The 17262-nt window shown below is 34.8% G+C and carries 28 protein-coding genes; 27 read left to right on the top strand and 1 reads right to left on the bottom strand.

Annotation, left to right across the window (positions count from 1 at the left end; genetic code table 11):
- The first annotated feature begins 7 nt into the window (after window positions 1-7).
- From rplP to ctlX, 26 genes are all read left to right on the top strand, one after another.
- On the top strand, window positions 8-433 hold the full coding sequence (rplP, locus tag ACAM30_RS05185; protein WP_017495016.1) for a 50S ribosomal protein L16: 426 nt from the start codon (window positions 8-10) through the stop codon (window positions 431-433).
- 13 nt (window positions 434-446) lie between these two features.
- Window positions 447-638 carry a 50S ribosomal protein L29 gene (gene rpmC / locus ACAM30_RS05180; protein WP_007803639.1) on the top strand — a complete coding sequence of 64 codons (192 nt, stop codon included), beginning with the start codon at window positions 447-449 and terminating at the stop codon, window positions 636-638.
- 17 nt (window positions 639-655) lie between these two features.
- Window positions 656-916 carry a 30S ribosomal protein S17 gene (rpsQ, locus tag ACAM30_RS05175; protein ID WP_007803646.1) on the top strand — a complete coding sequence of 87 codons (261 nt, stop codon included), beginning with the start codon at window positions 656-658 and terminating at the stop codon, window positions 914-916.
- A 2-nt stretch (window positions 917-918) separates the two neighbouring features.
- Window positions 919-1287 carry a 50S ribosomal protein L14 gene (gene rplN, locus ACAM30_RS05170; protein ID WP_007803649.1) on the top strand — a complete coding sequence of 123 codons (369 nt, stop codon included), beginning with the start codon at window positions 919-921 and terminating at the stop codon, window positions 1285-1287.
- Between the two features lie 11 nt (window positions 1288-1298).
- The gene (gene rplX / locus ACAM30_RS05165) at window positions 1299-1613 is read left to right on the top strand and encodes a 50S ribosomal protein L24 (protein ID WP_007803650.1); all 315 of its coding nucleotides are present in this window, start codon (window positions 1299-1301) and stop codon (window positions 1611-1613) included.
- Between the two features lie 2 nt (window positions 1614-1615).
- Complete coding sequence (rplE, locus tag ACAM30_RS05160; protein WP_017495015.1) at window positions 1616-2167, top strand: 50S ribosomal protein L5; 552 nt, start codon at window positions 1616-1618, stop codon at window positions 2165-2167.
- 3 nt (window positions 2168-2170) lie between these two features.
- Entirely contained in the window at window positions 2171-2440 is a 270-nt protein-coding gene (gene rpsN / locus ACAM30_RS05155) for a 30S ribosomal protein S14 (RefSeq protein ID WP_008464305.1), read from the top strand.
- A 104-nt stretch (window positions 2441-2544) separates the two neighbouring features.
- Window positions 2545-2943: a 30S ribosomal protein S8 gene (gene rpsH / locus ACAM30_RS05150; protein WP_017495014.1), complete on the top strand. Its 399-nt coding sequence runs from the start codon at window positions 2545-2547 to the stop codon at window positions 2941-2943.
- Between the two features lie 18 nt (window positions 2944-2961).
- Window positions 2962-3504 (top strand): 50S ribosomal protein L6, encoded by a 543-nt coding sequence (gene rplF / locus ACAM30_RS05145; protein ID WP_369617530.1) that lies wholly within the window; start codon window positions 2962-2964, stop codon window positions 3502-3504.
- Between the two features lie 12 nt (window positions 3505-3516).
- On the top strand, window positions 3517-3867 hold the full coding sequence (rplR, locus tag ACAM30_RS05140) for a 50S ribosomal protein L18 (protein WP_017495012.1): 351 nt from the start codon (window positions 3517-3519) through the stop codon (window positions 3865-3867).
- Window positions 3868-3870: 3 nt separating this feature from the next.
- A complete protein-coding gene (gene rpsE / locus ACAM30_RS05135; protein ID WP_085950926.1) occupies window positions 3871-4395 on the top strand; it encodes a 30S ribosomal protein S5 in 525 nt (174 codons plus the stop codon).
- Between the two features lie 12 nt (window positions 4396-4407).
- Complete coding sequence (gene rpmD / locus ACAM30_RS05130) at window positions 4408-4590, top strand: 50S ribosomal protein L30 (protein ID WP_017495010.1); 183 nt, start codon at window positions 4408-4410, stop codon at window positions 4588-4590.
- Between the two features lie 11 nt (window positions 4591-4601).
- Window positions 4602-5054: a 50S ribosomal protein L15 gene (rplO, locus tag ACAM30_RS05125; RefSeq protein WP_017495009.1), complete on the top strand. Its 453-nt coding sequence runs from the start codon at window positions 4602-4604 to the stop codon at window positions 5052-5054.
- Between the two features lie 13 nt (window positions 5055-5067).
- The gene (gene secY, locus ACAM30_RS05120) at window positions 5068-6414 is read left to right on the top strand and encodes a preprotein translocase subunit SecY (protein WP_017495008.1); all 1347 of its coding nucleotides are present in this window, start codon (window positions 5068-5070) and stop codon (window positions 6412-6414) included.
- Window positions 6415-6421: 7 nt separating this feature from the next.
- A complete protein-coding gene (infA, locus tag ACAM30_RS05115; protein WP_007136545.1) occupies window positions 6422-6637 on the top strand; it encodes a translation initiation factor IF-1 in 216 nt (71 codons plus the stop codon).
- Window positions 6638-6721: 84 nt separating this feature from the next.
- Complete coding sequence (gene ykgO / locus ACAM30_RS05110; protein WP_002987490.1) at window positions 6722-6838, top strand: type B 50S ribosomal protein L36; 117 nt, start codon at window positions 6722-6724, stop codon at window positions 6836-6838.
- Window positions 6839-6840: 2 nt separating this feature from the next.
- Window positions 6841-7215, top strand: a complete 375-nt coding sequence (rpsM, locus tag ACAM30_RS05105) for a 30S ribosomal protein S13 (RefSeq protein ID WP_012022478.1) — start codon at window positions 6841-6843, stop codon at window positions 7213-7215.
- 8 nt (window positions 7216-7223) lie between these two features.
- Window positions 7224-7607: a 30S ribosomal protein S11 gene (gene rpsK, locus ACAM30_RS05100; protein WP_007803677.1), complete on the top strand. Its 384-nt coding sequence runs from the start codon at window positions 7224-7226 to the stop codon at window positions 7605-7607.
- Between the two features lie 91 nt (window positions 7608-7698).
- Window positions 7699-8304: a 30S ribosomal protein S4 gene (gene rpsD / locus ACAM30_RS05095; protein ID WP_008464326.1), complete on the top strand. Its 606-nt coding sequence runs from the start codon at window positions 7699-7701 to the stop codon at window positions 8302-8304.
- A 21-nt stretch (window positions 8305-8325) separates the two neighbouring features.
- Window positions 8326-9318: a DNA-directed RNA polymerase subunit alpha gene (locus tag ACAM30_RS05090; RefSeq protein WP_026109818.1), complete on the top strand. Its 993-nt coding sequence runs from the start codon at window positions 8326-8328 to the stop codon at window positions 9316-9318.
- A 36-nt stretch (window positions 9319-9354) separates the two neighbouring features.
- Window positions 9355-9843 (top strand): 50S ribosomal protein L17, encoded by a 489-nt coding sequence (gene rplQ, locus ACAM30_RS05085; protein ID WP_369617529.1) that lies wholly within the window; start codon window positions 9355-9357, stop codon window positions 9841-9843.
- A gap of 252 nt (window positions 9844-10095) precedes the next feature.
- A complete protein-coding gene (carA, locus tag ACAM30_RS05080) occupies window positions 10096-11214 on the top strand; it encodes a glutamine-hydrolyzing carbamoyl-phosphate synthase small subunit (protein ID WP_369617528.1) in 1119 nt (372 codons plus the stop codon).
- A 103-nt stretch (window positions 11215-11317) separates the two neighbouring features.
- Window positions 11318-12610: a phosphopyruvate hydratase gene (gene eno / locus ACAM30_RS05075; protein WP_369617527.1), complete on the top strand. Its 1293-nt coding sequence runs from the start codon at window positions 11318-11320 to the stop codon at window positions 12608-12610.
- A 156-nt stretch (window positions 12611-12766) separates the two neighbouring features.
- The gene (locus ACAM30_RS05070; RefSeq protein ID WP_017495004.1) at window positions 12767-14044 is read left to right on the top strand and encodes a citrate synthase; all 1278 of its coding nucleotides are present in this window, start codon (window positions 12767-12769) and stop codon (window positions 14042-14044) included.
- 66 nt (window positions 14045-14110) lie between these two features.
- The gene (locus ACAM30_RS05065) at window positions 14111-15025 is read left to right on the top strand and encodes a dimethylarginine dimethylaminohydrolase family protein (RefSeq protein ID WP_369617526.1); all 915 of its coding nucleotides are present in this window, start codon (window positions 14111-14113) and stop codon (window positions 15023-15025) included.
- A gap of 76 nt (window positions 15026-15101) precedes the next feature.
- Window positions 15102-16037 carry a citrulline utilization hydrolase CtlX gene (gene ctlX / locus ACAM30_RS05060; protein WP_369617525.1) on the top strand — a complete coding sequence of 312 codons (936 nt, stop codon included), beginning with the start codon at window positions 15102-15104 and terminating at the stop codon, window positions 16035-16037.
- Window positions 16038-16113: 76 nt separating this feature from the next.
- On the opposite strand, the gene ACAM30_RS05055 is transcribed toward ctlX, so the two are convergent.
- Window positions 16114-16743 carry a MarC family protein gene (locus ACAM30_RS05055; protein ID WP_369617524.1) on the bottom strand — a complete coding sequence of 210 codons (630 nt, stop codon included), beginning with the start codon at window positions 16741-16743 and terminating at the stop codon, window positions 16114-16116.
- A 153-nt stretch (window positions 16744-16896) separates the two neighbouring features.
- Between ACAM30_RS05055 and ACAM30_RS05050 the strand changes: the two genes are divergently transcribed.
- Window positions 16897-17262 carry a CoA-binding protein gene (locus ACAM30_RS05050; RefSeq protein WP_264531366.1) on the top strand — a complete coding sequence of 122 codons (366 nt, stop codon included), beginning with the start codon at window positions 16897-16899 and terminating at the stop codon, window positions 17260-17262.

Genomic DNA, 17262 nt, shown 5'->3' with positions numbered 1-17262 from the left:
AAGAAAAATGTTACAGCCTAAAAGAACAAAATACCGTAAGGTACAAAAAGGTAAGATGAAAGGTAACTCTCAAAGAGGGCATGAACTTTCTAATGGAATGTTTGGAATTAAATCTGTACATGAAGATGGAATGTTCTTGACTTCTCGTCAAATCGAAGCTGCACGTATCGCTGCAACTCGTTACATGAAGAGAGAAGGACAGTTATGGATTAAAATATTTCCAGATAAGCCTATTACTAAGAAACCTCTTGAAGTACGTATGGGTAAAGGTAAAGGAGCAGTTGAGTATTGGGCTGCTGTTGTTAAACCAGGAAGAATTATGTTTGAAGTTGGAGGAGTTCCATTGTCAGTTGCAAAAGAGGCTTTACGTCTTGCAGCTCAAAAACTTCCAGTAAAAACTAAATTCGTCGTTGCTAGAGATTTCGAAGCATAATTAAATTTATATTATGAAACAATCAGAAATAAAAGATCTTTCTGCAGCGGAGTTGCAAGAAAAACTTAGTCAAACTAAGAAAATATATGCTGACCTAAAAATGGCTCACGCTATTTCTCCAATTGAGAACCCACTTCAAATTAGAAGTGTAAGAAGAACAGTTGCAAGATTGGCTACAGAGTTAACTAAAAGAGAGTTACAATAATTGTATTCTGCTGAAAGATGGAAGAAAAAAGAAATTTAAGAAAAGAAAGAATAGGTGTTGTTACTTCAAATAAAATGGATAAGTCTATTGTTATTGCTGAAGTAAGAAAAGTAAAACACCCATTATACGGTAAGTTCGTGTTGAAAACTAAGAAATATGTTGCACACGACGAAACAAACGACTGTAACATTGGAGATACTGTAAGAATTAGCGAAACGCGTCCTTTAAGTAAAACAAAATGTTGGAGATTAGTTGAAATCTTAGAAAGAGCTAAATAATTATGGTACAACAGGAATCAAGACTAAAAGTAGCAGATAACACGGGAGCAAAAGAAGTTTTAACTATCCGTGTTTTAGGAGGTACCAAAAGAAGGTATGCCTCTGTTGGTGACAAGATTGTAGTATCTATTAAAGATGCAACTCCAAACGGAAACGTGAAAAAAGGAGCTGTTTCAACTGCAGTTGTTGTACGTACCAAAAAAGAAGTGAGAAGAGCTGATGGTTCTTATATCCGTTTCGATGATAATGCATGTGTTCTTTTGAACGCTGCAGGGGAAATGAGAGGAACACGTGTTTTTGGTCCGGTAGCAAGAGAACTTCGTGAAAAACAATTCATGAAAATTGTATCATTAGCACCAGAAGTGCTTTAATTCGTTTTAAGATGATAAAGCTAAAAATAAAATCAGGAGATATCGTAAGAGTTATTGCCGGAGACCATAAAGGTGCTGAAGGTAAAGTATTACGTGTTTACCGTGAGAAAAATAAAGCGATAGTTGAAGGTGTAAACATGGTTTCAAAACATACAAAACCAAGTGCTAAAAACCCTCAAGGTGGTATCGTTAAGAAAGAAGCTTCTATACAAATATCTAACATTTCACTAATTGATCCTAAAACTAAGGAAACAACTAGAGTTGGTATTAGAGTAGAAGGAGATAAGAAAGTAAGATTTTCAAAAAAATCTAATCAAGTACTATAGTAATGGCATATACACCTAGACTAAAAGAAGAATATAAGAGTAGAGTAATCTCTGCTCTTAAAGAAGAATTCGGATATACAAACGTAATGCAAGTTCCTAAACTTGAAAAAATCGTTTTGAGCCGTGGAGTTGGTGCAGCTGTATCTGATAAAAAACTTATTGACTATGCAGTTGATGAGTTAACAAAGATCACTGGACAAAAAGCAGTATCTACAATTTCAAAGAAAGACGTTGCGTCATTCAAATTGAGAAAAGGGATGCCTATTGGAGCAAAAGTTACTTTACGTGGAGAGAGAATGTATGAGTTTTTAGATAGACTTATTACTTCTGCTTTGCCACGCGTTAGAGATTTTAGTGGTATCAAAGCTACTGGTTTCGACGGAAGAGGTAATTACAACCTTGGAGTTTTAGAGCAAATCATTTTCCCGGAAATTGATATTGACAAAGTAAACAAAATTTCAGGAATGGATATTACTTTTGTTACTACTGCAAAAACTGACAAAGAAGCAAAGTCGTTATTGGCTGAATTAGGTTTACCTTTTAAAAAGAATTAAGACATGGCTAAAGAATCAATGAAAGCCCGTGAGGTGAAAAGAGAGAAAACGGTAGCTAAGTACGCTGAAAAAAGAAAAGCTTTGTTAGAAGCTGGAGATTATGAAGGCTTACAAAGATTACCTAAAAATGCTTCACCAGTTCGTTTACACAACCGTTGTAAATTAACAGGTAGACCAAGAGGTTATATTCGTCAATTTGGTATTTCACGTGTAACTTTCCGTGAGATGGCAAATAATGGATTAATCCCTGGAGTAAAAAAGGCTTCTTGGTAATCTCGCAATAAGTTATTACTTTTGCAAACCGAAAAATAATTTTAATTGATTAAAGGTTCGGGAGACGGGTGTCTCCCGAAAACCATAATCGCAATCAAATACATATGTATACAGATCCTATTGCAGATTATTTGACTAGAGTTCGTAACGCTGTGGCTGCAAACCACAAAGTTGTTGAAATTCCAGCTTCTAATCTAAAAAAAGAAATAACTAAGATCTTATTTGATCAAGGTTATATCTTGAGTTACAAATTTGAAGACAACTCTGTTCAGGGTTCAATCAAAATTGCTTTGAAGTATGATAAAGATACTAAAGAGCCTGTAATTAAAGATATCCAAAGAATTAGTAAACCTGGTTTACGTAAATACGCAGGTGCTGCCAAATTACCAAGAATCCTTAACGGATTAGGAATTGCTATTGTTTCAACTTCAAAAGGTCTTATGACTGGAAAACAAGCGAAACAATTAAATGTAGGTGGTGAAGTAATTTGTTACGTATACTAATTTTAAAGACTAAATAAGATGTCAAGAATAGGTAAAAGCCCAATTGTAATCCCTGCTGGCGTAACTGTAGAAGTTAAAGACGGTATCATTACAGTAAAAGGAAAAAAAGGTCAACTATCTCAGGAGTTTTCGGACGTAGCTGTAAAAGTTGAAGGCGATCAAGTACAAGTTGAAAGATCGTCTGATCATAAAGACCAAAGAGCAAAACACGGATTGTACAGAGCATTAATCAGTAATATGATTGTTGGTGTGTCTGAAGGTTTTACAAAAGAACTTGAATTAGTTGGAGTTGGTTACAGAGCTTCAAACCAAGGTCAAAAGTTAGATTTAGCTCTTGGATATTCTCACAATATTGTTTTAGAAATTGCTCCGGAAGTAAGTTTAGAAACAATATCTGAAAAAGGAAAGAACCCTATCGTAAAATTAACATCATTTGATAAACAACTTTTAGGTCAGGTTGCTGCGAAAATCAGAGGTTTCCGTAAGCCTGAGCCATACAAAGGAAAAGGTGTTAAATTTGTGGGTGAAGTATTAAGAAGAAAAGCAGGTAAATCAGCTTAAAAATATAAGATTATGTCATTAACAAAATCTGATAGAAGACAGAGAATTAGATTCAGAATTAGAAAATCGATTAGTGGTACTGCTGCTAACCCAAGACTATCTGTATTTAGAAGTAACAAAGAAATTTACGCTCAACTTATTGATGATGTAAATGGAGTTACTTTATTAGCTGCATCTTCAAGAGAAAAAGAAATAGGAAAAGGTACTAACGTTGAAGTAGCTGCTGCTGTTGGAAAACTAGTTGCAGAGAAAGCGTTAAAAGCCGGGATCGATACCATCACTTTTGACAGAGGTGGATATTTATACCACGGTCGTATTAAATCATTAGCAGAAGGCGCAAGAGCGGCTGGACTTAAATTCTAATATATTATGTCTAAATACAAAAATGTAGAATTGGTAAAACCAAGTGGTCTTGAACTTAAAGATCGTCTGGTAAGTGTTAATCGTGTTACTAAAGTTACAAAAGGTGGTAGAGCTTTCGGTTTTTCTGCTATTGTAGTTGTAGGTGATGAAAACGGAGTAGTTGGTCATGGATTAGGAAAATCTAAAGACGTTTCTGAAGCAATTGCGAAAGCAGTAGAAGATGCTAAGAAAAATTTAGTAAAAATTCCTTTGAACGGACAATCTGTTCCTCACGAACAAAAAGGTAAATTTGGTGGTGCACGTGTATTCTTAATTCCTGCTTCTCATGGTACAGGAGTTATTGCTGGTGGAGCTGTTCGTTCAGTTCTTGAATCAGTAGGTATTCACGATGTATTATCTAAATCTCAAGGATCATCAAATCCTCATAACGTGGTAAAAGCAACTTTTGATGCTTTATTACAAATGAGAAGCGCTCACACTGTTGCAAAACAAAGAGGTGTTTCTTTAGAAAAAGTTTTTAAAGGTTAATTCAAGGAAATTATGGCTAAATTATTAGTAAAACAAGTAAGAAGCAAAATCAACTGCCCTCTTTCTCAAAAAAGAGGTTTGGAAGCTTTAGGTCTACGTAAAATGGGACAAGTTGTAGAGCATGATTCAAATCCTGCAATCCTTGGGATGATAAACAAAGTTAAACACTTAGTTTCTGTTGAAGAAGCTAAATAACAAATACTGTTATGAATTTAAGTAACTTACAACCAGCTGAAGGGTCAACGCACAATCAAAATAAAAGATTAGGTAGAGGAGAAGGTTCTGGAAAAGGTGGTACTTCTGCAAGAGGTCACAAAGGAGCAAAATCTCGTTCTGGTTATTCTAAAAAGATTGGTTTTGAAGGAGGACAAATGCCACTTCAAAGACGTGTGCCTAAGTTTGGTTTCACAAACATCAATCGTAAAGAATACGAAGGTGTTAATTTAGATACGCTTCAATTATTAGTAGACAATGGTGTGATTACTGATTCTGTTTCTATGACAGATTTCGTAGCAAATCGTCTAGCTACCAAAAATGAAATCGTTAAGATTTTAGGTAGAGGAGAGTTGAAAGCAAAATTAAAAGTAACTGCCCACAAATTTACCGCTACTGCAAAAGCTGCTATCGAAGCTGCTGGTGGAGAAGCTGTAACTATATAACTTATCTATTAAGATGAAGAAATTTATTGAATCAATAAGTAATGTTTGGAAAATCGAAGAACTGAAAAATAGAATCTTAATTACATTAGGATTGCTTTTAGTATATCGTTTTGGTGCACACGTTACGCTTCCTGGAATTGACGCAACTCAATTGACAGGTTTAGCGGGACAAACTAAAAATGGTTTAGGATCTATCCTGGACATGTTTACAGGAGGTGCTTTCTCTAAAGCTTCAGTTTTTGCTTTAGGTATTATGCCTTATATTTCTGCATCTATTGTTGTTCAGTTAATGGGAATTGCTATTCCTTATTTGCAAAAACTTCAAAACGATGGAGAGAGTGGTAGAAAAAAGATTAATCAAATCACTCGTTGGTTGACTATAGCTATTACACTGGTTCAAGGTCCGACTTATATCTATAATTTGTACAGAACATTGCCTGGTAGTGCATTCTTACTTGGCTTTAATTCACCTGAATTTTTGTTCTCGTCAGTTATTATCTTAGTTACAGGTACAATTTTTGCTATGTGGCTTGGAGAAAAAATTACAGATAAAGGTATTGGAAATGGAATTTCATTATTGATTATGGTTGGTATTTTAGCACGCTTACCGCAAGCTTTTATACAAGAATTCACAACCAGAGTTACCAATAACAATGGAGGTCCAATGTTGTTAGTTATTGAGATTATCGTGTGGTTATTAGTAATCATTTCTTGTGTATTGCTTACAATGGCAGTACGCAGAATTCCGGTTCAGTACGCTCGTCGTACTACAACTGGAGATTACGAGCAGGATTTAGCTGGTGGTAACAGACAATGGATTCCTCTTAAGCTTAATGCTTCAGGAGTTATGCCAATCATCTTTGCGCAGGCAATTATGTTTATTCCTGCTGCTGTAGCTGGATTGTCTAAATCAGACACATCACAATCTATTGTTGGTGCGTTTAGTAATATGTTCGGATTTTGGTACAATTTTGTATTTGCAACTTTAATTATTGTATTTACATTCTTTTATACTGCAATCACTGTTCCTACTAACAAAATGGCCGATGATTTAAAAAGAAGTGGTGGTTTTATTCCTGGAGTTCGTCCGGGAGCTGAAACTTCAGACTTCCTTGATAAAGTGATGTCTTTAATAACTTTCCCAGGATCTTTATTCCTTGCTTTGATTGCTGTGTTCCCAGCTATTGTTGTAAGTATTATGGATGTACAACAATCTTGGGCAATGTTTTTTGGAGGTACCTCATTAATAATTATGGTTGGAGTTGCAATAGATACTATTCAACAAATCAATTCATACTTGTTAAACAAACATTATGATGGTTTAATGAAGACTGGTAAAAATAGAAAAGCGGTAGCTTAATATATTTATGGCAAAACAATCAGCAATAGAACAAGACGGATCAATCATCGAAGCATTATCAAATGCGATGTTCCGTGTAGAGTTAGAAAATGGACATATTGTAATTGCTCATATTTCCGGTAAAATGCGAATGCATTACATCAAGTTATTACCTGGTGATAAAGTGAAATTGGAAATGAGTCCTTACGATTTGTCAAAAGCAAGAATTACTTATCGATATTAAAAAGCTGTAAGCAATAGGCAATAAGCATTAAGCAATAAAACTTATGCCTAAAGCCTAAAGCCTAAAGCCTAAAGCAAATTCACTATGAAAGTTAGAGCATCAGTAAAAAAGAGAAGTGCCGAGTGCATTATCGTGCGTAGAAAAGGGAGATTGTACGTAATAAACAAAAAGAATCCTAGATTTAAACAAAGACAAGGATAATTATGGCAAGAATAGCAGGGGTAGATATCCCAAAAAATAAGAGAGGTGTTATCGCACTTACCTACATCTTTGGATTAGGAAAAAGTAGAGCTATTGAGATTTTAGAAAAAGCTCAAGTTAGCCAAGATAAAAAAGTTCAAGATTGGAATGATGACGAGATCGGAGCAATTCGTGATGCAGTTTCATTTTACAAAATTGAAGGAGAATTACGTTCTGAAGTTTCTTTAAACATCAAACGTTTAATGGATATTGGTTGTTACAGAGGTATCCGTCATAGATCTGGTCTTCCGTTAAGAGGGCAAAGAACTAAAAACAACTCTAGAACAAGAAAAGGTAAAAGAAAAACTGTTGCTAACAAGAAAAAAGCAACTAAATAATAAGTAATATGGCTAAAGCAACTGCAAAAAAACGTAAAGTTATCGTTGAATCAACGGGTGAAGCTCATATTTCTGCCACTTTCAACAACATTATCATTTCTTTGACTAATAAGAAAGGTGAAGTTATTTCTTGGTCTTCAGCTGGTAAAATGGGTTTCAGAGGTTCTAAAAAGAACACTCCGTATGCAGCTCAAATGGCAGCAGAAGATTGTAGTAAAGTAGCTCTTGAGGCAGGACTTAAAAAAGTGAAAGTTTATGTAAAAGGACCAGGAAACGGACGTGAGTCTGCTATCCGTTCTATTCATAACGGTGGAATTGAAGTTACTGAGATTATCGATGTTACTCCAATGCCTCACAACGGATGTCGTCCTCCAAAGAGACGTAGAGTTTAATTTTATTTATTCATAGTATAAACAAGGTAGAGCATAGATTATCGAAGGATTAGACCTGAATTCATAATCTCTACCTTAAATTTTTTTTAAAATGGCAAGATATACTGGTCCTAAAACCAAAATCGCTCGTAAATTTGGCGAAGCAATCTTCGGAGATGATAAATCATTCGAAAAAAGAAATTACCCACCTGGACAACACGGGATGGCTAAAAAAAGAGGAAAAAAATCTGAGTACGCTGTTCAGTTAATGGAAAAGCAAAAAGCTAAATATTCTTATGGAATTTTAGAAAAACAATTCAGAAACTTATTCGAAAAAGCATCAGCAACTAAAGGAGTAACTGGTGAAGTTTTATTACAATTATGTGAAGCAAGATTAGATAATGTTGTTTTTAGAATGGGAATTGCTCCATCTAGAAGAGGTGCTCGTCAAATTGTATCTCACAGACACATTACTGTTAATGGTGAAGTTGTAAATATTCCTTCTTACCACCTTAAGCCTGGTGATAAAGTAGCAGTTCGTGAAAAATCTAAATCTTTAGAAGCTATCGAACGTTCTTTGTCAAATTCAAGTCATGTTTATGAATGGATTACTTGGAACAATGATCTTAAAGAAGGAACTTTCGTTTCTGTACCTGCAAGACTACAAATTCCAGAAAACATTAAAGAACAATTAATCGTAGAGTTGTACAACAAATAATAATTGACTTAGTCGAAATTTATGGCAATATTTAATTTTCAAAAGCCCGATAAAGTTATCATGATCGATTCAACCGATTTTGAAGGTAAATTCGAATTTAGACCTTTGGAACCTGGTTATGGATTGACTGTTGGTAATGCACTTAGAAGAGTTTTGCTTTCAGCATTAGAAGGTTATGCAATTACATCTGTTCGTATCGAGGGTGTGGATCATGAGTTTTCTACTATTTCAGGTGTTGTTGAAGATGTTACCGAAATTATCCTTAATCTAAAACAAGTACGTTTCAAACGTCAAATTGAAGATATCGATAATGAAGCAGTTACTATTTCTGTTTCTGGTAAAGATCAATTAACAGCAGGTGATTTTCAAAAATTTATTTCAGGTTTTCAAGTTCTGAACCCAGATCTTGTTATCTGTAATTTAGATTCAAAAATCAAATTGAACTTCGATTTAACTATTGAAAAAGGTAGAGGATACGTGCCTGCTGAGGAGAACAAAAAACAGAATGCTGCAATTGGGACTATTTTTACAGACTCTATTTTTACTCCGGTAAAAAATGTAAAATACGCAATTGAAAACTTCCGTGTGGAGCAAAAAACAGATTACGAAAAATTAGTTTTTGAAATTAAAACTGATGGTTCTATTAATCCAAAAGATGCTCTTACTGAAGCTGCAAAAGTTTTAATTCACCACTTCATGTTATTTTCTGACGAAAGAATTACACTCGAGGCTGACGAAATTGCACAAACAGAATCGTATGATGAAGAGTCATTGCATATGAGACAATTGCTTAAAACTAAGCTTGTTGATATGGATTTATCTGTGAGAGCATTAAATTGCTTGAAAGCGGCTGAAGTTGATACACTTGGTGATTTAGTATCGTTCAATAAAAATGACCTAATGAAATTCCGTAATTTCGGTAAAAAATCTTTAACTGAACTTGATGAACTTGTTGCAGTTAAAAATCTTACTTTCGGAATGGATTTAGCTAAATACAAATTAGATAAAGAATAATTCAATCCGCTGCGGCGGGTTAAATTTAAAATAGCAATGAGACACGGAAAAAAATTCAATCACTTAAGCAGACAGACTGGACATAGAAAAGCTATGTTGGCTAATATGGCTTGTTCTCTTATCGAGCACAAACGTATTAACACTACTGTTGCTAAAGCTAAAGCGCTTAAACAATTCGTTGAGCCTTTAATTACAAAATCGAAAGAAGATACGACTCACAACCGTCGTATTGTTTTTGCTTACTTACGTAGCAAATATGCGGTAACTGACTTGTTCAGAGACGTAGCTGCTAAAGTTGGTGACCGTCCAGGAGGATACACTCGTATCATTAAAGTTGGAAATCGTTTGGGAGATAACGCTGATATGGCAATGATCGAACTTGTAGATTTCAATGAGCTTTATAACGGAGGTAAAAAAGAAGTTAAAAAAGCGAAAAGCCGTCGTGGTGGTAAAGCTAAAAAAGCTGAAGGTGCTCCTGAAGCTCCAGCAGCTGAATCAGAAACGACTACTGAAGCTTCTGAATAATTATGAAAGTAATGATTCTATAGAAATCAAGGATAAACTAATTTTTAGTTTATCCTTTTTTTTTGATTTTTTTTGGAGTGAAATTAAAATTTAAGTTATAAGACTTTGTAGGTTTTATTTTTATAGATGAAAGTTTTAAAAAATCTTGGAGGCACTCTTTTAAAGAAGTAAATTTGCAAAATATCTAATTACAATTGAAAAACCTATCGGGGATTTCATGAAACAATTAAAAAAAACAATACAAATTAAAGAATGAAATACACAACACGACAAAGCGCCATTTTATTACTTAGTGATGGGACTATTTTTCACGGAAAATCTATCGGAATTAGCGGTAAGACTTTTGGTGAGGTTTGTTTTAATACGGGAATGACCGGATATCAGGAGATTTTTACAGATCCTTCTTATTTTGGTCAAATAATGGTAGCCACTAATACTCATATTGGAAATTATGGTGTCAATGATTCTGAAGTTGAATCTGAAAGCGTTAAAATTGCCGGTTTGGTTTGTAAAAATTTTAGCTTTAATTATTCCAGAGAAAATGCTTCCGGGAGTCTGGAAGATTATTTTACCAAACAAAACTTAATTTGTATTTCTGATGTTGATACCAGAGCTCTTGTAAGTTATATTCGTGACAATGGAGCTATGAATGCTGTTATTTGTACAGATGGTACTTCGATCGAAGATTTGAAAAAAGAATTGGCAAATGTGCCTAATATGGAAGGTTTGGAGTTGGCATCAAAAGTTTCAACTACTGAGCCTTATTTTTTTGGTGATGAAAATGCTACTTATAGAATATCTGCTTTAGATCTTGGGATAAAAAAGAACATCTTAAGAAATCTGGCGAAAAGAGATTGTTACATTAAAGTTTATCCATACAACTCAACTTATAAAGATTTAACAGAATTTAATCCGGATGGATACTTTTTGTCTAACGGTCCCGGAGATCCGGATCCGCTTTTTGGAGCTATTGAAGTTGCAAAAGAAATTTTGGCAAATGATAAACCGTTATTTGGGATTTGTTTAGGACATCAGGTAATTGCTTTGGCAAACGGTGTTCAAACGTATAAGATGTTCAATGGTCATAGAGGAATTAATCACCCTGTGAAGAATTTAATAACAGGTAAAGGTGAAATAACTTCTCAAAATCATGGATTTGCTGTAAACAAAGAGCAGTTAGATAATCATCCTGAATTGGAGATTACACATTTGCATTTGAATGATGAAACGGTTGCGGGTATGCGCATGAAGAATAAGAATTGTTTTTCAGTACAATACCACCCTGAGGCAAGTCCGGGACCACACGATTCGTCATATTTGTTCGATCAGTTTGTAGAGAATATAAAAGAAGCTGCTGCTAAAACGATGTAGTTAATAAATAAAGACGTTTCTTGGATAGAATACGTTTTTACTATTAAATATTTTTATAATTTCGAAAAAAAAAATATAATTTATTAATAAAAAAATAAAAATAATGAGTATTATAATTAAGGTTCACGCAAGACAAATTCTTGATTCCAGAGGTAATCCTACTATTGAAGTTGACGTAGTAACTGAAAATGGTATTTTAGGTAGAGCAGCTGTTCCATCTGGGGCATCAACAGGAGAGCATGAAGCAGTAGAATTACGTGACGGAGGTAAAGCTTATCTTGGAAAAGGAGTTTTAAATGCAGTGAACAATGTAAATACTGTTATTGCTGAAGAATTAGTTGGTACTTCTGTTTTTGAACAAAATACTATCGACCAGTTAATGATTGACTTAGATGGTACTCCGAACAAATCTAAATTAGGAGCGAATGCTATCTTAGGAGTTTCTTTGGCTGCTGCAAAAGCTGCTGCTAACGAATTAGGGTTGCCATTATACAGATATGTTGGTGGAGTTTCTGCTAACACTTTACCAGTACCAATGATGAACATCATCAACGGAGGTTCTCACTCTGATGCGCCTATCGCATTTCAGGAATTTATGATTTTCCCTGTAAAAGCGACTTCTTTTACACATGCCATGCAAATGGGAACTGAAATCTTCCATAGCTTGAAAAAAGTATTACATGATAGAGGTTTAAGTACAGCTGTAGGTGACGAGGGGGGGTTTGCGCCAAACTTAGCCGGAGGTACTGAAGATGCTTTAGATACTATCAAATTAGCGGTTGAAAAGGCTGGATATTCTTTCGGTGACGAAATTATGATTGCGCTTGACTGTGCTGCTTCTGAGTTTTATGTAAACGGAAAATACGATTACACTAAATTTGAAGGAGAAACCGGAAAAATCAGAACTTCAGAAGAGCAAGCTGATTATTTAGCTGAATTGGCTGCTAAATATCCAATTATCTCTATCGAAGATGGTATGTACGAAGACGACTGGAATGGATGGAAATACTTAACAGAAAAGATTGGAGATAAGGTTCAGTTAGTAGGTGATGATTTGTTCGTGACTAACGTAGCTCGTTTGTCTACAGGTATTGAAAAAGGCATTGCTAATTCAATCTTAGTAAAAGTAAATCAAATTGGAACTTTGACAGAAACTATTGCTGCTGTAAACATGGCTAAAAATGCAGGATATACTTCGGTAATGTCTCACCGTTCAGGAGAAACAGAAGATAATACAATTGCTGACTTAGCAGTTGCTTTAAACTGTGGGCAGATTAAAACTGGTTCAGCTTCACGTTCTGACCGTATGGCAAAATACAACCAATTGTTAAGAATTGAGGAAGAATTAGGAAGTACAGCTTATTTTCCTGGCTTAAATGCTTTTAAAATTAAATAATTGTAAGAGTTATATATTCAATTTAAACCATCTGCCGCGGCAGATGGTTTTTTTTTGGAGTTTTAACAAATTCATAGCAGGATTCTTTTTTTAATTAGTCTTAAATTCCTTAGATTTGATAAATTATTATTTTATAAGATTTATTTCCGATATATTATGTCAAAAATAGCTACATTAGAAGTAGATGGTCAAAAAATTGAACTTCCGGTAATCACGGGGAGTGAAAATGAATCAGCTATCGATATTAACAAATTACGTGATTTAACAGGTATTATTACTTTAGACCCGGGATATAAAAACTCTGGTTCTTGTAAGAGTGAAATCACCTTCTTAGATGGAGAACTAGGAATTTTGCGTTACAGAGGATATTCCATTGAAGATTTGGCTGAAAAGGCAAGTTTCTTAGAAGTATCTTACCTTTTAATTTTTGGGGAATTACCAACTGCTAAGGAATTAGAGCAATTTGAAAATGGTATTAAAAAGCATACTTTGGTAAACGAAGAGATGAAAAATATCATCGACGGTTTCCCAAAAACGGCTCACCCAATGGGCGTTTTGTCTGCTTTGACTAGTGCATTAACAGCATTCAACCCAAAAGCAGTAAATGTTGAAAATGAAAAAGAGATGTACGAGGCCATTTGTAAAACAATGGGTAAATTTCTTGTAATTGCAACATGGACTTATAGAAAATCTATGGGGTATCCGTTGAATTATTATGACAATACAACCGGTTATGTAGAGAATTTTATGCAGTTAATGTTTAAATTACCTACGGGACCATATTCTGCAAATCCAATTGTAATTGATGCATTAGATAAATTATTTATTCTTCATGCTGATCACGAACAAAATTGTTCTACTTCAACGGTAAGAATGGTAGGTTCTTCTCATGCTGGTTTATTTGCTTCTATTTCTGCAGGTGTTTCTGCGCTTTGGGGACCTTTACATGGTGGTGCAAATCAGGCAGTACTTGAAATGTTGGAGGAAATCAACAAAGATGGCGGAGATACAGATAAATTCTTAGCGAAAGCGAAAGATAAAAATGATCCATTCCGTTTAATGGGATTTGGTCATAGAGTTTACAAAAGCTTCGATCCAAGAGCAAAAATCATCAAAAAAGCAGCTAAAGAAGTATTAGATACCTTAGGTGTTGAAGATCCTATTTTAGAAATCGCTAAAAAATTAGAGTCAGCAGCTCTTGAAGATGAATACTTCAAATCAAGAAATTTATATCCTAATGTTGATTTCTACTCTGGAATTATCTACAGAGCATTAGGAATACCAACAGATATGTTTACAGTAATGTTTGCTATAGGCAGACTACCAGGCTGGATTGCGCAGTGGAAAGAAATGCGTGAGAACAAAGAGCCAATTGGCCGTCCAAGACAAGTTTATACAGGACATCCGTTGAGAGACTTTAAGTCAAACAAATAAAAAAAAATTAAAGCTTCACTTAACCTGTGAAGCTTTTTTTATCTTTGCCCAAAATACAATATAGTTATGTTGCAATTAAATATAAAGAACGAAACGTCAAGACTGCGGGCAGTAGTTTTGGGTTCTGCAGTTCATAATGGGCCAACTCCATCTTTAGAGGAAGCTTATGATCCTAAATCATTGGAACATATTAAAGCAGGGACTTATCCAATCGAAAAAGATATGATTGTCGAAATGGATGCTTTTAATGCTGTTTTTCAAAAATATGATGTAAAAGTGTATCGTCCGGAAATGATTGAGAATTACAATCAGATTTTTGCCCGTGATATAGGTTTTGTGATAGATGATACTTTTGTAAAATCTAATATTCTGCCAGACAGGGAACGTGAGTTGGATGCAATTCAGTACGTAATTGACCAGATGGATCCGTTGAAAGTAATTCGTCCACCTGAGGAAGTTCATATTGAAGGAGGAGATGTAATGTTGTGGAATGATCATGTGTTTGTTGGAACTTATAAAGGAAGTGATTATAAAGATTACATTACGGCAAGAACAAATATGCATGGTGTAGAGTATCTAAGAAAAATGTTCCCAAATAAAATCGTCAAAGAGTTCGATTTGGTAAAATCTAAACTAGAAGCTCGTGACAATGCCTTACACCTTGACTGCTGTTTTCAGCCTGTTGGAAAAGATAAGGGAATTATCTACAAGAGAGGTTTTCGTGAAGAAGCAGATTATTCGTATTTGGTGAACCTTTTTGGAAAAGAAAATTTGTTTCATATCGAAAGAGACGAAATGTATAATATGTTTTCAAACGTATTTTCTATTGCTGAAAATGTAGTGGTATCCGAAAAGAATTTTACCCGTCTGAACAATTGGTTGCGTGCTAATGGTTTTGTTGTAGAGGAAATTCCATACGCAGAAATTGCAAAGCAAGAAGGATTGTTGAGATGCTCAACGCTTCCGTTGATTAGAGATTAAAATAATTGTTTCAAGTTTCAAGTTTTTGCAGAACGTGAAACTTAAAACTTGAAACTTGAAACAAAAAAAACAAAAAATGAAACAAACTACAAATGCAATCGTAATGATTCGGCCAGTAGCTTTCAGAATGAATGAGCAAACGGCAGTAAATAATTATTACCAAAAAGTATTAGACGGACTTTTGCCAAGTACGGTAAATGCAAAAGCACAACAGGAATTTGATGCTTTTGTCGAAAAACTCAGAGCAGTAGGAGTTGATGTTACCGTTATTGAAGATACTTTAGAGACAGATACCCCGGATAGTATTTTTCCAAATAACTGGATTTCATTTCATGAAAATGGAGATGTGGCCTTATATCCGATGTTTGCAGAAAACCGTCGTCAGGAGCGCCGTGAAGATATTTTAGATGTACTTGAAGAGAAAGGCTTTGAAATCTCAAATATAGTAGATTATACATCGGCAGAAGAAGATGGTTACTTTTTAGAAGGAACCGGAAGCTTGCTTTTGGATAGAGCAAATGCAAAAGCGTACTGCGCTTTGTCTCCTCGTGCAGATGAAGAGCTGTTTATCGAATTCTGCGAAGATTTTGATTATGCTCCGGTTATTTTTGAAGCTTTTCAAACAGTTGACGGAGAACGTAAACTGATTTATCATACAAATGTGATGATGTGTTTGGGTGAAACATTCGCCGTTATCTGTGCAGATAGTATCGATGATAAAAAAGAACGTAAAATGGTTCTTGAAAATCTAAAAGCGGATAAAAAGGAAGTTATTCTAATTACCGAAGCACAGGTGAATAATTTTGCTGGAAATATGTTGGAAGTTAGAGGAACAAATGATAAGAGATATATCGTAATGAGTGCATCGGCACATCAGAGTCTGACTCCGAAACAAATTACGCAATTAGAAAATCATGCGGAAATTCTAAGTTCGAGTTTAGATACGATTGAAGCTTGCGGGGGTGGAAGTGCCCGTTGTATGATGGCTGAAGTATTTTTGCCAAGAAGTTAAATAGATTTTTAAATATAGAAAAAGGGGATAAAACACACATTTTATCCCCTTTTTTGTTAGAAGTATGTTGTAGTGTTTACATCAGGTTTCCTTTTACAATATTGATGATTGAGCTAACTATGTATTGAATCCCAATCGAAATTACAATAAAGCCAACAATTCTGGAAATAGCCACAATTCCGGAAGCACCAAGTATACGTGCTAAATAATGAGCACTTTTAAGGATTGCAAAAATTGTAAATGCAATTGCTATGATAGCGGAGCACGAAATTATAATTTCGTTTACTCCGTGGTGTTCCTGATAAAAAGCAATTAATAGTGACATTGATCCCGGTCCTGCAAGCATTGGTATTGCCAGAGGCGTTAGGGCGATGTCGTTTCTTTGTTGTGCGTCCGTTTCGATTTTTTTGTTGATTCCTCGTTTTTTATTGAATTTTCCTGAAAGTAAAGAAAAACCGGAATTTACAATTATGATTCCGCCGGCAATTCGCAAAGCATCAATGCTTATTCCGAAAAAAGTTAAAACATACTGACCGATAAAATAAGAAACTAATAAAATGATTCCAACATTAATAGCGGTCCAAAGTGAAATTCGGGAACGCTCTTTTTGAGAATCGTGTTGTGTTAGTCCAACAAAAATAGGTACGGTGCCGATAGGGTTTAATACTGAAAACAGCGCGGCAAATAAATAAATGAATAAATCCATAGAGTTTAGGTTAGTGAGGTAAAAATAGACATTTTTTAAAACTTCAGGCTAAGATCATGTAAGGATATTGTTTTTTTATTGCTTTTAATTCTAATTGGGTAACCTAAAATAAGCTCATTCTTTTTGATTACTTTTGCAGTATATTTAAAAACAATGAAAAATAAGAAAACCCTCGTTCTTGGCGCTACTACAAAACCGGAACGCTACGCTTTTAAAGCTATAAATATGCTGGTTGAAAAAGGACATACGGTATTGGCAATTGGTCAGAACAGAGGCGAAGTTGCCGGCGTGAAGATTCATACGAAAACAATTCCGGTAAAAAACATCGATACTGTTACGCTGTACTTAAATCCAGCCCGTCAGCGCGAATATTACAATTATATTATCGAAGCACAGCCTAAAAGAGTTGTTTTTAATCCAGGGTCAGAGAATCCCGAATTTTATCAATTGTTAGAATTAAACAATATCAAGGCAGAGGTGGCCTGTACTTTAGTTTTGTTGGCTACAAATCAGTATTAA

Origin of the sequence: Flavobacterium sp. CFS9 (assembly GCF_041154745.1) — a bacterium.
Lineage (GTDB): Bacteria > Bacteroidota > Bacteroidia > Flavobacteriales > Flavobacteriaceae > Flavobacterium.
This window is presented reverse-complemented; position numbering and strand designations above follow the sequence as displayed.

What these genes read in the sequence shown, in the direction of transcription:
- rplP (WP_017495016.1), top strand. Translation starts at nt 8, where the DNA reads ATGTTACAGCCTAAAAGAACAAAATACCGTAAGGTACAAAAAGGTAAG.
- rpmC (WP_007803639.1), top strand. Translation starts at nt 447, where the DNA reads ATGAAACAATCAGAAATAAAAGATCTTTCTGCAGCGGAGTTGCAAGAA.
- rpsQ (WP_007803646.1), top strand. Translation starts at nt 656, where the DNA reads ATGGAAGAAAAAAGAAATTTAAGAAAAGAAAGAATAGGTGTTGTTACT.
- rplN (WP_007803649.1), top strand. Translation starts at nt 919, where the DNA reads ATGGTACAACAGGAATCAAGACTAAAAGTAGCAGATAACACGGGAGCA.
- rplX (WP_007803650.1), top strand. Translation starts at nt 1,299, where the DNA reads ATGATAAAGCTAAAAATAAAATCAGGAGATATCGTAAGAGTTATTGCC.
- rplE (WP_017495015.1), top strand. Translation starts at nt 1,616, where the DNA reads ATGGCATATACACCTAGACTAAAAGAAGAATATAAGAGTAGAGTAATC.
- rpsN (WP_008464305.1), top strand. Translation starts at nt 2,171, where the DNA reads ATGGCTAAAGAATCAATGAAAGCCCGTGAGGTGAAAAGAGAGAAAACG.
- rpsH (WP_017495014.1), top strand. Translation starts at nt 2,545, where the DNA reads ATGTATACAGATCCTATTGCAGATTATTTGACTAGAGTTCGTAACGCT.
- rplF (WP_369617530.1), top strand. Translation starts at nt 2,962, where the DNA reads ATGTCAAGAATAGGTAAAAGCCCAATTGTAATCCCTGCTGGCGTAACT.
- rplR (WP_017495012.1), top strand. Translation starts at nt 3,517, where the DNA reads ATGTCATTAACAAAATCTGATAGAAGACAGAGAATTAGATTCAGAATT.
- rpmD (WP_017495010.1), top strand. Translation starts at nt 4,408, where the DNA reads ATGGCTAAATTATTAGTAAAACAAGTAAGAAGCAAAATCAACTGCCCT.
- rplO (WP_017495009.1), top strand. Translation starts at nt 4,602, where the DNA reads ATGAATTTAAGTAACTTACAACCAGCTGAAGGGTCAACGCACAATCAA.
- secY (WP_017495008.1), top strand. Translation starts at nt 5,068, where the DNA reads ATGAAGAAATTTATTGAATCAATAAGTAATGTTTGGAAAATCGAAGAA.
- infA (WP_007136545.1), top strand. Translation starts at nt 6,422, where the DNA reads ATGGCAAAACAATCAGCAATAGAACAAGACGGATCAATCATCGAAGCA.
- ykgO (WP_002987490.1), top strand. Translation starts at nt 6,722, where the DNA reads ATGAAAGTTAGAGCATCAGTAAAAAAGAGAAGTGCCGAGTGCATTATC.
- rpsM (WP_012022478.1), top strand. Translation starts at nt 6,841, where the DNA reads ATGGCAAGAATAGCAGGGGTAGATATCCCAAAAAATAAGAGAGGTGTT.
- rpsK (WP_007803677.1), top strand. Translation starts at nt 7,224, where the DNA reads ATGGCTAAAGCAACTGCAAAAAAACGTAAAGTTATCGTTGAATCAACG.
- rpsD (WP_008464326.1), top strand. Translation starts at nt 7,699, where the DNA reads ATGGCAAGATATACTGGTCCTAAAACCAAAATCGCTCGTAAATTTGGC.
- ACAM30_RS05090 (WP_026109818.1), top strand. Translation starts at nt 8,326, where the DNA reads ATGGCAATATTTAATTTTCAAAAGCCCGATAAAGTTATCATGATCGAT.
- rplQ (WP_369617529.1), top strand. Translation starts at nt 9,355, where the DNA reads ATGAGACACGGAAAAAAATTCAATCACTTAAGCAGACAGACTGGACAT.
- carA (WP_369617528.1), top strand. Translation starts at nt 10,096, where the DNA reads ATGAAATACACAACACGACAAAGCGCCATTTTATTACTTAGTGATGGG.
- eno (WP_369617527.1), top strand. Translation starts at nt 11,318, where the DNA reads ATGAGTATTATAATTAAGGTTCACGCAAGACAAATTCTTGATTCCAGA.
- ACAM30_RS05070 (WP_017495004.1), top strand. Translation starts at nt 12,767, where the DNA reads ATGTCAAAAATAGCTACATTAGAAGTAGATGGTCAAAAAATTGAACTT.
- ACAM30_RS05065 (WP_369617526.1), top strand. Translation starts at nt 14,111, where the DNA reads ATGTTGCAATTAAATATAAAGAACGAAACGTCAAGACTGCGGGCAGTA.
- ctlX (WP_369617525.1), top strand. Translation starts at nt 15,102, where the DNA reads ATGAAACAAACTACAAATGCAATCGTAATGATTCGGCCAGTAGCTTTC.
- ACAM30_RS05055 (WP_369617524.1), bottom strand. Translation starts at nt 16,743, where the DNA reads ATGGATTTATTCATTTATTTATTTGCCGCGCTGTTTTCAGTATTAAAC.
- ACAM30_RS05050 (WP_264531366.1), top strand. Translation starts at nt 16,897, where the DNA reads ATGAAAAATAAGAAAACCCTCGTTCTTGGCGCTACTACAAAACCGGAA.